This window comes from Actinomycetota bacterium, from assembly GCA_012837825.1.
In the GTDB taxonomy this organism is placed as follows: domain Bacteria; phylum Actinomycetota; class Humimicrobiia; order Humimicrobiales; family Humimicrobiaceae; genus Humimicrobium.
In genome coordinates this window covers 1-14,724 of sequence record DUQM01000063.1, presented here as the reverse complement: position 1 = coordinate 14,724, position 14,724 = coordinate 1, and the positions used below count along the sequence as shown (strand labels likewise).

Genomic DNA, 14,724 nt, shown 5'->3' with positions numbered 1-14,724 from the left:
CGAACTGAGAAATGTTCTTCCTGAAGAATTCAGACAGGCAAGATGGATAGTAAAGGAAAGAGAAGGCATGATAGAAGAATCCAAGCGGCAGTCAGAAAGAATAATCAGGGAAGCAAAGGAAAGAGCTGATATGCTTGTAAACGAAACTGAGATTTTAAAGAATGCCACCAGAAAATCAGAAGACATGCTTGCAGTTGCAGAAGCAAGATCAAGAACTATAAGGCTTGAAGCAGAAGACTATGCAGATGAAAAGCTTGCCAACCTTGAAGCTGCTCTTCATAAAATTCTGTCTGCTATTGAAAAAGGAAGGGAACAATTCAAGTCCGGACTTAGCTCTGAAAGCCGGGAGTGATTTTTAATATATTGGTTCAAAATATATTGCAAGATATTTAATTTGTTGCAAAATATCAGATTTATGGTATATTTCCTTGTTTGTTTATTGTAATTTTTTAAATATACGAGAGGACGGTTTAATTGGCAGTTCCAAAAGGTAATACATCGAAATCAAAAAGAGACAAGAGAAGAACGCATGATAAGTTAACTCCGGTTAATATTGTAGAATGTCTGCGTTGTCATTCCAAAAAAATAGCACACAGGGTTTGTCTAAACTGTGGCTATTATGATAATGTAAAAATTCTTAAATCTGACGAAAAGGAAAAGAAATCCGGAAAAACCAGTCCAAAAGCATCTTAACTGAAATTTTTTAATCCTTGAATAATAAAATTTTTTAAAATAATTCAAAAGTATAGATGGAGGAGTTCTAGTGAGTCTTGAAAAGTTTTTTAACCCTGATTCTGTTGCAGTTATAGGCGCAGCAAGAGAAAAGGAAAAAGTCGGTCATACCATTCTTGCCAATATTATCAATTTTGGGTATAAGGGTAAAATATATCCGATTAACCCGAAGGCTGATTCAATACTTGGTCTTGGATGCTATAAATCTATTCTGGATGTGCCTACAGATGTAGATCTTGTTGTGATAGTTATACCAAGCAAGTACATACTTGCCACTATTGATGAATGCGGCAAAAAAAATGTAAAAGGTGCTATTGTCATCTCTGCCGGCTTTAAGGAAACAGGCCGTGAAGGCGCTGAACTGGAAAAAGAACTGGTTAAAAAAGCAAAAGAATATGGCATAAGGATTCTGGGCCCTAATGTTCTGGGAATGATCAACTATTCCAGCAGGCTTAATGCAAGTTTTGCTCTTGGCGATCCTACAGACGGAGAAATTGCATTCATGTCACAGTCCGGCGCCCTGATAACTGCCATACTTGACTGGGCTACTACACAGAAAATACCGATGTCCAAATATGTTTCTGTTGGAAACAAATGCGATATTGCCGAGAAAGATCTTTTTGAATTCTGGGTAGAGGATCCAAGCTGTAAGGTCATAAGCGCATATATTGAAGGCATAAGCGATGGAAGACAGTTCATTGATATGGCTTCAAAAGTAACAAAGAAAAAACCTATAGTTGCCATAAAATCCGGCAATACTGCAGCGGGAGCAAAGGCTGTATCTTCTCATACCGGTTCCCTTGCAGGCTCAAACAAGGCTTATGACTGTGCACTAAAACAGGCAGGCATAATGAGAGCAAGGACAATAAGGAATCTTTTTGATTATTCGACAGCTTTCGCATACCAGCCTCTTCCCAAGGGAAGGAATGTAGTTCTTATAACCAATGCCGGCGGTCCCGGGATAATGGCTACTGATGCATGTGAGGAAAATCGGATAAATCTTGCTTCAATTGATGCAAAGACAGTTGAAAAATTAAAGGAATTTTTACCCGCAGCAGCAAGCTTTCGCAATCCGATAGATGTTCTCGGAGATGCTCTTGCAGACAGATATGAAAAAACATTGTCTACCGTTATTGAAGATAAAAATGTAGATGCAATAATTGTTTTACTGACTCCTCAGTCAATGACACAGATTGATGAAACTGCAAAAGCTATAGTAAATACCATTGAGAATTCAAAAAGAAAGATACCTGTTATTGCATGTTTTATGGGCGGAAAAGGTGTCAAATCAGGTGTTGACCTGTTAATGCACAACAGGATACCTTGCTATGATATACCTGAAGGCGCTGTTGCCACATTAAAAATAATGATGGATTACACAGACTGGGTTAATAAAAAAGTCGAGGGAATCAAAAAATTTGATGTAGACAATAAAGCTGTAAGCAAAATTTTTGAAGAATGCCGAAAAGAAAAAAGATTTGAACTTGGTGAAACAGAAGCAAGAAAGATACTTGAAGCATATAAAATAAGAATACCACAGGCTGTAACTGCAAAAGATATTGCAGAAGCAAAAGAATTCACTTCAAAAGTAGGATATCCCGTTGTTCTAAAGATAGACTCTCCTGATATCCTTCATAAAACTGATGTAGGAGGAATAAAGGTAGGAATCAAAGATGATACGGAGCTTGAAGACGGATTTAATAAAATAATGGAAAGTGTAAAAGCAAAGAAACCTGATGCAAGAATAAAAGGAATATCAGTGCAGGAAATGATAATGGATAAAAAAGAAACCATTATCGGAATCAATAAAGATCCTCAGTTTGGTCCGATGATTATGTTCGGGCTGGGCGGAATATATGTGGAAGTATTAAAAGACGTATCATTTAGAATTGCTCCGATTACAGAAAGTGATGCTTTCGAGATGATAGATGAAATCAAAACCGTCAAGCTTCTTAAGGGGGCAAGAGGTGAAAAACCTTCTGATATTGAAAGTATTGTAGAAATTCTGTTAAAAATATCCCAGCTGGTTACAGATTTTCCTGAAATAATGGAGATGGACATAAATCCTTTATTTGTTAAATCCCAGGGTCTTGGTTCTATAGCAGGAGATGTAAGGATAAGGATATCCGAGTAAAATAAAAATAATCAAAAGGAGGGAATTATGGTTCCCCTGTATTTTGTTTCCAATGAAGCTTACTCAGGAAAAAGTTCGCTTTGCATTGCCTTGGGCACCATTCTTTCAGACAGAGGTCTGAAAGTAGGCTATATGAAACCCTTGGGGACATTGCCTGCAAGATTTCAGGGTCAGACTATTGATGAGGATTCCCAATATGTAAAAGAGGTTCTGAAATTAAGTGATGAACTTGAAGATATTTCTCCAATAGTGCTTACTCAGAATTATTACAGGGAAGGTCTTAAAAATGCTGATTTTTCAAAAGAATTTCTGAACATAATTGAAAAATCTTATCTGAAAATAAAGAAAGATAAGGACATTGTCCTGCTGGAAGGTGCAAAAAATATTGAACATGGAAGCTTCCTGGGTGTTTCAGTTAAGGAAATATGTACAAGACTCAGGGCAAAAACAATACTTGTTTTACGTTATTCCCCTGACATAGCTGATTATGTACTTTTTGCAAAAGATTTTTTAAAAGACAGCTTTGGGGGACTGGTAGTCAACTGGGTTCCTTTGAACCAGGCAGATTATCTTGATAACATACTTGTTCCTTTTTTCAGAAAAAATTCTATTGAAGTCTTTGGAACAATTCTTTCCGACAAGACCCTGCTTTCAGTAACGATAAAAGATCTTTCTGAATTTCTTGAAGGAAAAATATTATCTGCAAAAGATAATACTGATACTCTTATATCATCTTTTATGATAGGGGCGATGAGCGAGGAACAGGCAATTTCTTTTTTCAAGCGACAGACAGACAAAGCAGTGATTACAGGTGGAGACAGGGTTGATATACAGCTTGCTGCTCTTGAAACAGATACCAAATGCCTTATACTTACAGGAAATTTTGCGCCTTCTTCAGTTGTCCTTAACAGAGCGGAAGAATTAAATATACCTATTATGCTTGTAGCTTTTGACACCTTGAAGACTACTGAAAAGATAAATGAAATACTTGGAAAAGTAAGATTCCATGAATTTACAAAAATTGACAAGATGATAGAAGTAGCAAAAAATAATATCAATATTGACAAGCTGACAGGGCTGGAATGATTATACCTGTTTTTATTTTAATATGAATAATAAAAGTAAAGAAAAAAATATTGTTGTTCTGGATGCCATGGGAGGAGATTTTGCTCCCGCTGAAATAATTAAAGGCGCAAGTGAAGCTGCAAAATTATACGACTGTAAGATAATCCTTACGGGAGTTAAAGACAAGATAGAAAAATCATTAATGAAGATTCAGGAAGACCCCTCGGTTTTTGAGATAGTTAACTGCAGCCAGGAAGTTTTAATGAGCGATCACCCCGGTGAAGTCATAAGGCAAAAAAAGGATAGCTCTATTTTTGTTGGAACCAGAATCACCGCTGAAAAGCAGGGCAGTGCATTTGTTTCTGCAGGAAATACAGGAGCCGTAATGGCAGCGTCTCTTGTTAATATAAAAAGAATCAAGGGTGTTTTTAGGCCTGCGATTGCTGTAATTATTCCCCTTTCTGAAAAGAAAATAGTTTTAATTGATTCCGGAGCCAATGCTGACTGCAAACCGCAGTATCTGGCTCAATTTGCAAAAATGGGAAAGATTTTTTCAGAAACCATACTTCAGACGCAAAATCCAAAGATCGGACTGGCAAACGTCGGGAGCGAAGAAGAAAAGGGAAATGAGCTTGCCATACAGTCTCACCAGCTTATTAAAGAAATAAAAGATATAAACTTTATAGGCAATGTTGAAGGAAGAGATATTTTTGACGGGGTCTGTGATGTAGTGGTCTGTGACGGGTTTACGGGCAATATATTGCTAAAATCCATTGAAGGCATAGCTAATTTGTTTTTCGGGGAAATAAAAGGAATCTTAAAAGCAAATTTTGCGTCTAAAATAAGTGCAATATTTCTTAAGAATTCATTTATGAGAATGAAAAGAAAATTTGACTATGAAGAATATGGCGGTTCATTTCTGATAGGAGTAAATGGTATAGTAGCTATTGCTCACGGAAGCTCAAAGGCCAAGGCAATAAAAAATGCAGTAAAATCTGCTGTTTGGAGCCAGAATTATTCTATAGTCGCAAAAATTACCGAATCGATAAATAATTAAAAATCGGTATTTATTATGGAGGAAAAATGGAAAATTTCGAAAATATAAAAGAGATCCTGGTGGATGTTTTGGGCGTAAATCCTGAAGATGTTAAACCTGAAAGCAAATTTGTTGATGACCTCGGTGCGGATTCACTTGATTTGGTAGAACTTATTATGTCACTTGAAGATAAGTTTCAAATTGAAATAAGCGATTCAGAGGCTGAAAAAATTGTTACAGTCCAGGATGCATTAGATTATATGGAAAAAAATTCAAAATAAAATCTTTAAGATGTATGAAGAGGGACTGTATACAAAAAAAATATTACTCTGGCTTTTCAAATTAAAAATAATACCAGGTAATTTAAAATTATATTATACAAGCCTGACTCACAGGTCTTTTGCTCATCAGATCAATAAGGATTCAAGAGGAAATGAACAATTTGAGTTTCTTGGCGATTCAGTATTATCGTTCATAATAACTACATATCTGGTAGAGAAATATGGACATTTTACTGAAGGAAGACTTGCTAAAATAAGGTCCCATCTTATAAAAAAATCTACACTGGCTTATTATGCACTTGAAATCAATTTAAGCGAGTATATACTTTTAAGTGAAAATGAAGAGCAATGCGATGGAAGAAAAAAGGAATCAATTTTAGCAGATAGTTTTGAAGCATTTATGAGCGCAGTCTTTCTTGATAAAGGAATTGAATTCACAAAAAAATGGTTTTTTGAATTATTCAGGCCTTTTATTGATGAAAGCATAAAAAGCCATGATATTCATGATTATAAAACTTATCTTCAGGAAATACTCCAGTCAAAGGGTATGCCTCTTTTAAAATACAAATTAGCCAGTGAGGAAGGCCCTGACCACGATAAACTTTTCTATTCAGCTGCAATGATAGAAAACGAGATAATAGGAATAGGCTCAGGAAAAAGCAAAAAAATGTCTGAACAAGCTGCTGCAAAAAATGCTCTGGAAAATTATGTGAATAAGTGAGTCTGATTTTATTGACTACCGGCATCTTTTAATATAATTTATTTAAATCGAAGCAATTGATTTTTTTAAAGGAATTTTTTTGTTTTTAAAAAATATAAATTTAAGGGGATTTAAATCTTTTGGAACAAGAAGCAGTCTTGTTTTTGAAAAAGGGATATGCATAATAGTCGGGCCCAATGGAAGCGGAAAAAGCAATATTGTGGATGCAATATCCTGGGTTCTCGGTGAACAAAGCCCTAAATCTCTCAGAGGCTCTACTATGGGAGATGTAATTTTTAAAAGCAAAAATGAAGAACTGGCCATTGCGGAAGTTTCACTTGTCTTTGATAATTCAGACAAAGTTCTCCCGGTTGAGTTTACGGATGTTAAATTTACAAGAAGAGTATATCTCAGGGGAGGCAGCGAATATTATATAAACTCGTCACCGGCAAGACTGTCTGATGTCCAGGATCTTATTTCACAAAGCGGTATAGGCAAAGGTTTATACACCATAATAAATCAGGGCCAGATAAATAATGTGATAATGTATAAGGACATCGAAAGAAAACAAATCATAGACGAAATAATCGGGATATCAAAGCATAAAATCCGTAGGGATAAATCCAAATCAAGGCTTGCAAATGTTTCAGAGGATATAGACAGGATAAATGATCTGATAAAAGAAATAAAAAGAACTATGGATCCGTTGGCCATAGAGGCTGAAAAATCAAAAGAATTAAGCGAAATTGTTTCCGAATTAAGAGAGGTGGAACTGTCTCTATTTCTGACAAACATAAATAATCTTAATCAGCAATGGGATAGCGAAAATATAAAAACAGAAGAAAACCTCCGGGAAATAAAAGAGATACAGGTCAAATTGGATGAACTTAATGACAGCAGGATAATGTTTGAGGACGAACACAGAAGTCAAAAAGCAGTTCTTTCCGACTTTGAGAACAGAATCAATAACTTTAAATATTATCTAAACAAATTAGACAGCATCCAGCTTCTTATAAGCAATCGTCGAACCTCAGCTGAAACCATCGCGAATATGATAGATTTCAGTATCAAAAATATTTCCGGGGAAAAGGAAGACCCTGCAGATGAAGAAATAGCCGGGAGAAAAGATAGTCCGATCTCATATCTTAAAGACCTTTCAGGAGAAATAGATAAATGCAGCGTATTGTTTGACAGTATTTATAAAAATCTCGGCATTCTGGTAAAGCCTGAATATTATGAAGATACATATAAGAAATTCAGCGAGTTAAACAGCATATTGGGAAAAATCAAAATAATGATTTTAAATGAACCGGATTTAAAAAAATCCGGTTTCAAGTCTCTTCAGGAAAACAAATCAGACAGTAAAATAAATAACATAATTGAAAAGACTTTAAAACTTAATAATGTCAAAAAAGAAGTAAACAGGATAATTAATGAAATCAACAGCTTCTCAAAGACACTGAAAAAGTTTTTTGTATTTTCTGAAATGCTTGATGAAAAGATAAATTCAGAATTTGAGAATAAGAAGAAAGAATATAATAAAAAGTCAGCATTTTATAATAATTTTGACGAAAAAATAAATATGCTTAATTCAAGAAAAAATTTTCTTGAAAACGATTCTTACAGAGCTGATTTGAAAAAAGAGCAGATTAAGGAAAAAGTAAAAGATCTGACCATAAAGATTTTTGATGACTATAATCTTTCTCTTGATTTTATTCTTAAGAACTATAAAGAAGCAGAAAATCCTGAGATTTCCGGGAAAAAGCTCAGGGATCTGAAAAGCAGATTACAGGACTATAAAAATATTAATCCCAATGCGCATTTGGAGTATGAAAAAATAAAAGAAAGGTTTGATTTTCTTAATAACCAGAAAGAAGATCTTGTGGAAAGTAAAAAAGGACTGGAAAAAATTATCAATGATCTGAATACCGGAATAAAAAAATTCTTTAATGAAAAATTTCAGGAGATAAATGAAAATTTCAAATATTATTTTAAAATACTCTTTCCGACAGGGGATGGAGAGCTTCTAATAAGAGATAATGACGATTATGAAGAAGATGAGTTCGGTATAGATATAAAAGCTGATACAGGCAGCAATAAGAATATATCTCTCCAGCTTCTCTCGGGAGGAGAGAAAGCGCTTGTTTCAATAGCTTTCCTTTTTTCAATATTTGCAACCAATTCTTCACCATTCTATGTATTTGATGAAATAGATTCTGCGCTTGACGATGCCAATCTTGACAGGTTCCTGACGCTTGCAAAAACTTTTTCAGAAGACAGGCAGGTAATAATCATAAGTCATCAGAAAAAAACAATGGAAATCGCAGATATTATTTACGGATTTTCAATGCAGTCAAACGGTGTAACCAAAATAGTTTCAGAAAGATTAAGAGCGGTCAATGTTTAAATTATTCAAAAATCTGAATTATATATGGAACAAATTTACAAAAGCAGGAGAGGATTTCTGGAATCTGCTTGAGGAGGAGCTTATTCTGGGAAATATAAGTTTTGAAACTGCAGATATGCTTATAGGCAGATTAAAAGAATACAGCTATAAAGAAAATATCAGTGATCCTTCATTACTTAAGAACCGGCTGAAGAATTATGTTCTTGATATACTCCGGACAGATGAAGGAAGAGAAAAATTAAGCATAGGCCTGTCCAAGCCTTCAGTTTTTCTGATTACAGGAGTTAATGGTGTTGGAAAGACGAGCAGTATTGCAAAACTGGCAAATCTTCTGGCAAAGAAGGGGCACAAAATCATTATTTCCGCTGCTGATACTTTTCGGGCAGCTGCCATAGAACAGATTCAGTATTTTGGAGAGAAAATGGGCATTGAAGTTGTCCATCACCAGCGTTTCTCTGATCCGGGAGCTGTTGTGTTTGACAGTCTTGACAAGGCAATTGCGAAAGAAGCGGATATAGTTCTTATTGATACTGCAGGCAGGATGCAGACTTCATCAAATCTTATGGATGAACTAAAAAAAATAAAGAGAGTTATAGAAAAGAAAATTGGGAGAGAACCTGATGAGACTTTGCTTGTAATTGATTCAAATGTAGGTCAGAATGCCAAATCACAGGCAGAGATCTTTAATGATTCAATAGGAGTAACAGGTATAATTCTTACAAAGATTGACAGCACTTCAAAAGGCGGGATAGTAATAACAATAAAAAATGATTTGAAAATACCTGTGAAACTGGTTACTTATGGAGAGAAAATTGATGATATTGATTATTTTAATCCCATTGAATTTGTAAATGAACTGATTGGATGAAAACATGTTTGAATTTTTAACATCAAAATTTGAAGATTTGTTTTTTAAAATTAAAAATAAAGGCAAAATAAGCCCAAAGGATCTTGATGATGCATTAAGAGAGATTAAACTTGCGCTGCTGGAAGCTGATGTTAATTTCGGTGTTGTAAAAGAACTGCTTGAGAATATAAAAAATAAGGCGCTTGGAGAAAATATACTTGAAAGCCTTTCGCCTTTTCAGCAGGTAATAAAAATAGTTAATGAAGAAATGACAAAAATACTTGGCGGAGGTTCAAGTCTGATTAATTTCTCTCAGAGAATACCGACTGTCATTATGCTTGTCGGACTTCAGGGAACAGGGAAAACGACAGCAAGCGTAAAGCTTGCAAATCTTCTAAAATCAAAATATGCAAAAAAGGTCGGTCTGATTGCTGCGGATATCTACAGGCCGGCAGCCATACTTCAGCTGATAGACTATTCCGGAAAAATAAACTGTGAAGTTTATCATGAAGATAATAGTGCGGATCCGGTGCTGATTGCAAAAAACGGGATAGATCATTTAAGGAAGAATTATTCAGACGTGGTTATTGTTGATACTGCCGGAAGACTTCAGATAGACGAGGAAATGATGGCGGAAGCTGTTTCAATTAAAAAAGAAATAAAACCACATCAGATATATCTGGTTGTGGATTCAATGTCGGGACAGGAAGCCGTCAATGTTGCAAAGGAATTTAATCAGAAACTTGAATATGACGGCATCATACTTACAAAACTTGACAGTGATTCAAGAGGAGGGGCTGCATTATCCATAAACCATGTAATAAAAAAACCGATAAAATTCATATCCACAGGCGAGAAAATAGAAGATTTTGATATTTTCTATCCGGACAGAATGGCATCACGAATACTTGGAATGGGTGACGTGCTTTCGCTGATAGAAAAAACGGAAAAAATAATAGATGATAAGAAAGCAAAAGAACTTGAAGAGAAAATATATAAAAATGAACTCGATTTTGAAGATTTTGTCTTTCAGCTTAAAAGTATAAAAAAAATGGGATCTTTCGATAAGATACTGGGCATGCTGCCAATGATGGGTAAAAGCAAGGCTCTCAAAGGGATCAGCATTGACGACAGGCAGCTTGATAAAATAGAAGCCATTATAAATTCAATGACAATTGAGGAAAGGAGGCGTCCAAACGTAATTGACGGCAGCAGGAAAAAGAGAATTGCCGGCGGCAGCGGTACAAATGTAAGTGATGTAAACAGCCTTTTAAAACAATTTGAAAATACACGCCATCTTCTTAAGCAATTCTCAGGCGGTGTCGGCATGAAAGGTTTTGATTTTATGAAACGCAGGTTCTGAAATATTTCCGGGAAAAAGTAAATATTTTTAAATTGATTTAATATATTTTTTCAGTGTATAAAACAACTTTGAAAAAATTTTTGCAAGTTTTTTATAAATCTATATAATTTTAAACAATGTGAAAATACGGTATATGCCAACTACAGGAGGAATTGATTTGAGCGTAAAGATTAGATTAACGAGAATGGGCTCCAAAAAGCAACCATATTACAGAATTATTGTTGCAGACAGCCGTTCTCCCCGTGACGGAAGATTTATTGAAAATATAGGAACTTATGATCCAAAGACAAACCCCTCAACAATTGAGCTTGATAAGGAAAAAGCTATGGACTGGCTGAAAAAAGGTGCAACTCCTACAAATACTGTCAGGAAATTGTTTGATATAGTTAATTTAAAAAGCGATAGTGAAAGCAATCAATAACTGGAGGTAAACAGTGAAAGAATTACTAGAGTACATGGTAAAAGAGCTGGTTGATAACCCTGATGAAGTAGAGATAACTGAGGAAGAGGAAGGAGACAAGACTGTAATATTCAAGCTCAAGGTTGCTGAGAACGATTTGGGCAAGGTTATAGGAAAAAAAGGAAGAACAGCCAATGCCATAAGAGTTGTTATGAGAGCTGCTTCTGCAAAAAGAGGAAAATCATCTATTGTAAAGATTATTGATTGAATTTGTTAATTTATATATATTTTAGACAGTTAAATGTCTGAAAAAGATTTTGATTTAAGATTGGTTGGGATAATCAGTAAGCCTCATGGTATAAAAGGTGAGGTTATATTAAATATAATTACTGATTATCCCAATACTGTTATACCGGGTCTTGTTTTGCTGTTTGATGATCCGGACAGAAATTCTCTTGAAATAGAATACATAAAAAATCCTGATTTCACTTTACGTAAAAGCGCAATTGTCAAATTCAGGGAAATAAACAGCAGAAATGATGCAGAAATTCTGAGAGGAAGCAAGCTATACAGAAAAGATATCGATTTTCCTGCTCCTGAGGAAGAAATGTACTGGATAGATGATCTGATCGATTGCATTATTACTGATTCTGAAGGGCTTTCATTTGCGAAGGTTATTGAGGTTCATCAGGGTAAGGCAAATGACAGCCTTCTTGTTAAGAAATTATCGCCTGATATTAAAATATCAGGCATAAAGGGAAACTTTTTTTATATTCCATTAACAGAAGAATACATAAAAAGTATTGAAACTGAATCAAAAAAAATAATAGTCAACAAACTTCCGGAATATATTTGAGCTTAAGATTAAAAATTATTCTTTAATAAAATTAATAATTGATTAAAAATCAGTTCAGCAATTATGATAGTAGATGTTGTAACCATTTTTCCACAACTAATCAAAAATTTTGCAGACTATGGAGTTATAAAAGAAGCTTTCAGTAAAGAAATAATCAGACTTAATATCCATAATCTGAGAGACTTTTCAAAAGACAGACACCGAAAGGTAGATGACAAACCATATGGTGGCGGATTCGGCATGGTGATGATGGTTCAACCATTTTTTGATGCAGTCCGGTTTATTAAAAAAGAAAACAAGGGCGTAAAAAGCGAAAAACAGAAAACCATTCTTTTTACCCCCAGAGGGAAAGTGCTTAATCAAAAGATGATTAAGGAATTATCAGGTATGGAAAACATAATAATGTTATGCGGAAGGTATGAAGGAGTGGATGAAAGAGTTTCTGAATTAGTTGTGGATCTGGAGATCTCTGCTGGCGACTATGTTCTTACCGGAGGTGAAATTCCGGCAATGATTCTTATAGACGGGATTGCACGCCTTCTGCCGGGAGTGATTAACAGTATTGAATCACTGGATGTCGAATCTTTTGAAAAAAATCTTCTTGAATATCCCCAGTATACAAGACCTTCTGTTTTCAGGAACAGAAGAGTACCTGAAATTCTTTTAAGCGGTAATCATGCAGAGATTGAAAAATGGAGAAAAGAAAAATCTGAAAAAATCACCCGGGAAAGAAGACCGGATTTATTTGACAAATCCTTCTAAATTATTTATATTCTTAAGGTTATTTTTTAAAATTAATAAAGATTAAAGTTTTTATCATAGATTTGGAGAAGATATGAACGGGCTTGAAAAGATTGAAAGCAAGTATTACAGAAACGATATTCCTGATTTTAAACCTGGAGACAAAGTAAAAGTAAATATAAAAATAAAAGAAGAGAACAAGGAAAGAGTCCAGACTTTCCAGGGTATTGTAATTAACAGACAGAGCAGCGGCCTGAATGAAACCTTTACTGTGAGAAAAGTATCCTTTAATGTTGGGGTTGAAAGGACATTTCTTATAAACTCTCCAATGATTCATTCAATTGAAAAAGTAAGTACAGGTATTGTCAGAAGAGCCAAACTATATTATCTGAGAGATAAAATAGGCAAAAAGTCAAGAGTTAAAACTGTAGAACAATAGAAATAAATTTATATTTGATTAATTTTGCCAATGGGCAAACACTTAATTTCTTCAAAAAAAGAAAAAAGTCGTTCCAAAGAATTATTGTCATATTTAATTGTTATTCTTTGTGCAGCACTGGTTTCAATACTTTTCAGAATATTTCTTTTTGAACCCTTTATTGTTCCCACTCCCTCAATGGAGCCTACGCTGATGGTTAATGACAAGGTTATAGTCAATAAATTCTCCTATAAATATTTCGGCATTGAAAGAGGAGACCTGATAGTGTTCCATTCACCGGTTGATGAAGACAAAGACCTTGTAAAGAGGGCAATTGCTTTTGAAGGTGAAACTGTTACACTGAAAGAAGACGGGAGCATTTATATAGATGATAAAAAACTTGAAAAAGATTTTTATCATCCTTACGACAAACCTGTTTATGCTGAGCAATCCTTTAAAATTGGTAAAAATGAAATTTTCGTAATGGGCGACAACAGAAACAACAGCTACGACAGCAGATATTTCGGACCGATTATGAAAACAGAAGTATTCGGAAAAGTTTTTTTCGTATACTGGCCATTTTCAAGGATACATGTTGTAAATTAGTCGGATTTCATGTGCAAAGTGAATTTATCTGAATATAAAAGACTCATTAATCTATCTGTTTATGAAGACAATCTTTACCTTCAGGGATACGATATTATTGCAGGCATAGATGAAGCCGGAAGAGGAGCTCTTGCAGGACCGATTGTGGCTGCAGCTGTCATACTTCCCAGGAGCAGCTATTTTATTGAAGGAATAAATGATTCCAAAAAACTGAAAGAAGAATACAGAAACGATCTTTATGGTAAAATAACAGAATGCTGCATATCTTTCGGAATCGGCAAGGCTGGCTCAAAAAGAATTGACTCTGTAAATATAGGCAAAGCCAATAAGGAAGTGTTTGGAAATGCCCTTTCCGACTTGAAAATAAAACCCCAGATAGTAATTACGGATGCATTATCTTTTGATTCAGAAATACCTGTACTGCCGATTGTCAACGGAGATGAACTGTGTGTTTCAATATGTGCCGCTTCCATAATAGCAAAAGTATGCAGGGACAGGATAATGAAGAAATTTGATGAAATATATCCAGGATACGGCTTTAATCATAATAAAGGATATGGCACAAAAGAACATATCGCTGCAATCAAAAAACTGGGCTTCTGTCCGATACACAGAAAATCATTTTATATAAACCAGTTATATCAGGAAAGTATATTTTAAATGAAAAACAGTAAAAGATTGCTGGGAATAGCGGGAGAAGCAATTGCTGAAAATTATCTTTCAGGTAAGGGATTTAAAATACTTGCAAAAAATTTCACTTCCGCATATGGAGAGATAGATATTATCTGTGAAAAGGAAGACTGCTATTATTTTTTTGAAGTAAAATCAAGGCTTAATGACGAACATATAAAACCTTTTGAATCCGTAAATGATAAAAAGATCCGAAAAATTTCAAATACAATGGAATTTTTTTTTCAAAGAAATCCTGAATTTTCTTATGATAAGGACAGAAAGATAAAAATAATTTCAATAACTTTCAGCCAGGCTCTTCATTCATTCATTTCCTGTATAAAAGATTCCAATGATATTGATTATAAAAAAATAAGGGAAGGTGAAGATTATAACATAGGAATATTGGACGTATTTATATAAATACATAATAATATATATAAACAATAAAATAATTATATAATTGCAT

Annotated in this window: 18 protein-coding genes; all 18 read left to right on the top strand. The window is 34.5% G+C overall.

Features of this window, described 5'->3' with window-relative positions:
- Window positions 1–352: ATPase (locus GXZ93_04685; GenBank protein ID HHT79076.1), on the top strand; the 352-nt coding region annotated here is incomplete at its 5' end.
- Window positions 353–474: 122 nt separating this feature from the next.
- Window positions 475–693 carry a 50S ribosomal protein L32 gene (rpmF, locus tag GXZ93_04680; GenBank protein ID HHT79075.1) on the top strand — a complete coding sequence of 73 codons (219 nt, stop codon included), beginning with the start codon at window positions 475–477 and terminating at the stop codon, window positions 691–693.
- A gap of 70 nt (window positions 694–763) precedes the next feature.
- On the top strand, window positions 764–2,866 hold the full coding sequence (locus tag GXZ93_04675; protein HHT79074.1) for an acetate--CoA ligase: 2,103 nt from the start codon (window positions 764–766) through the stop codon (window positions 2,864–2,866).
- Between the two features lie 27 nt (window positions 2,867–2,893).
- Window positions 2,894–3,952: a phosphotransacetylase family protein gene (locus GXZ93_04670; protein ID HHT79073.1), complete on the top strand. Its 1,059-nt coding sequence runs from the start codon at window positions 2,894–2,896 to the stop codon at window positions 3,950–3,952.
- A gap of 22 nt (window positions 3,953–3,974) precedes the next feature.
- Window positions 3,975–4,988: a phosphate acyltransferase PlsX gene (gene plsX, locus GXZ93_04665; protein HHT79072.1), complete on the top strand. Its 1,014-nt coding sequence runs from the start codon at window positions 3,975–3,977 to the stop codon at window positions 4,986–4,988.
- A gap of 26 nt (window positions 4,989–5,014) precedes the next feature.
- On the top strand, window positions 5,015–5,248 hold the full coding sequence (gene acpP / locus GXZ93_04660) for an acyl carrier protein (GenBank protein HHT79071.1): 234 nt from the start codon (window positions 5,015–5,017) through the stop codon (window positions 5,246–5,248).
- A gap of 10 nt (window positions 5,249–5,258) precedes the next feature.
- A complete protein-coding gene (gene rnc / locus GXZ93_04655; GenBank protein HHT79070.1) occupies window positions 5,259–5,969 on the top strand; it encodes a ribonuclease III in 711 nt (236 codons plus the stop codon).
- A 79-nt stretch (window positions 5,970–6,048) separates the two neighbouring features.
- Window positions 6,049–8,355: an AAA family ATPase gene (locus tag GXZ93_04650; GenBank protein ID HHT79069.1), complete on the top strand. Its 2,307-nt coding sequence runs from the start codon at window positions 6,049–6,051 to the stop codon at window positions 8,353–8,355.
- Window positions 8,348–9,223: a signal recognition particle-docking protein FtsY gene (gene ftsY / locus GXZ93_04645; GenBank protein HHT79068.1), complete on the top strand. Its 876-nt coding sequence runs from the start codon at window positions 8,348–8,350 to the stop codon at window positions 9,221–9,223. Before GXZ93_04650 ends, ftsY begins: the two co-directional genes overlap by 8 nt.
- Window positions 9,224–9,227: 4 nt before the next feature.
- Window positions 9,228–10,565 carry a signal recognition particle protein gene (gene ffh / locus GXZ93_04640; GenBank protein ID HHT79067.1) on the top strand — a complete coding sequence of 446 codons (1,338 nt, stop codon included), beginning with the start codon at window positions 9,228–9,230 and terminating at the stop codon, window positions 10,563–10,565.
- A 157-nt stretch (window positions 10,566–10,722) separates the two neighbouring features.
- On the top strand, window positions 10,723–10,986 hold the full coding sequence (rpsP, locus tag GXZ93_04635; protein HHT79066.1) for a 30S ribosomal protein S16: 264 nt from the start codon (window positions 10,723–10,725) through the stop codon (window positions 10,984–10,986).
- Between the two features lie 13 nt (window positions 10,987–10,999).
- Window positions 11,000–11,233: a KH domain-containing protein gene (locus tag GXZ93_04630; protein ID HHT79065.1), complete on the top strand. Its 234-nt coding sequence runs from the start codon at window positions 11,000–11,002 to the stop codon at window positions 11,231–11,233.
- A gap of 33 nt (window positions 11,234–11,266) precedes the next feature.
- Window positions 11,267–11,821, top strand: coding sequence for a 16S rRNA processing protein RimM (rimM, locus tag GXZ93_04625; protein HHT79064.1), 555 nt, complete (start codon window positions 11,267–11,269; stop codon window positions 11,819–11,821).
- 63 nt (window positions 11,822–11,884) lie between these two features.
- On the top strand, window positions 11,885–12,583 hold the full coding sequence (trmD, locus tag GXZ93_04620) for a tRNA (guanosine(37)-N1)-methyltransferase TrmD (GenBank protein ID HHT79063.1): 699 nt from the start codon (window positions 11,885–11,887) through the stop codon (window positions 12,581–12,583).
- Between the two features lie 73 nt (window positions 12,584–12,656).
- On the top strand, window positions 12,657–13,001 hold the full coding sequence (gene rplS, locus GXZ93_04615) for a 50S ribosomal protein L19 (protein ID HHT79062.1): 345 nt from the start codon (window positions 12,657–12,659) through the stop codon (window positions 12,999–13,001).
- A 30-nt stretch (window positions 13,002–13,031) separates the two neighbouring features.
- Window positions 13,032–13,586, top strand: a complete 555-nt coding sequence (lepB, locus tag GXZ93_04610) for a signal peptidase I (GenBank protein ID HHT79061.1) — start codon at window positions 13,032–13,034, stop codon at window positions 13,584–13,586.
- A 9-nt stretch (window positions 13,587–13,595) separates the two neighbouring features.
- On the top strand, window positions 13,596–14,246 hold the full coding sequence (locus GXZ93_04605) for a ribonuclease HII (GenBank protein ID HHT79060.1): 651 nt from the start codon (window positions 13,596–13,598) through the stop codon (window positions 14,244–14,246).
- Window positions 14,247–14,678 carry a YraN family protein gene (locus GXZ93_04600; GenBank protein ID HHT79059.1) on the top strand — a complete coding sequence of 144 codons (432 nt, stop codon included), beginning with the start codon at window positions 14,247–14,249 and terminating at the stop codon, window positions 14,676–14,678.
- Window positions 14,679–14,724 lie beyond the last annotated feature (46 nt).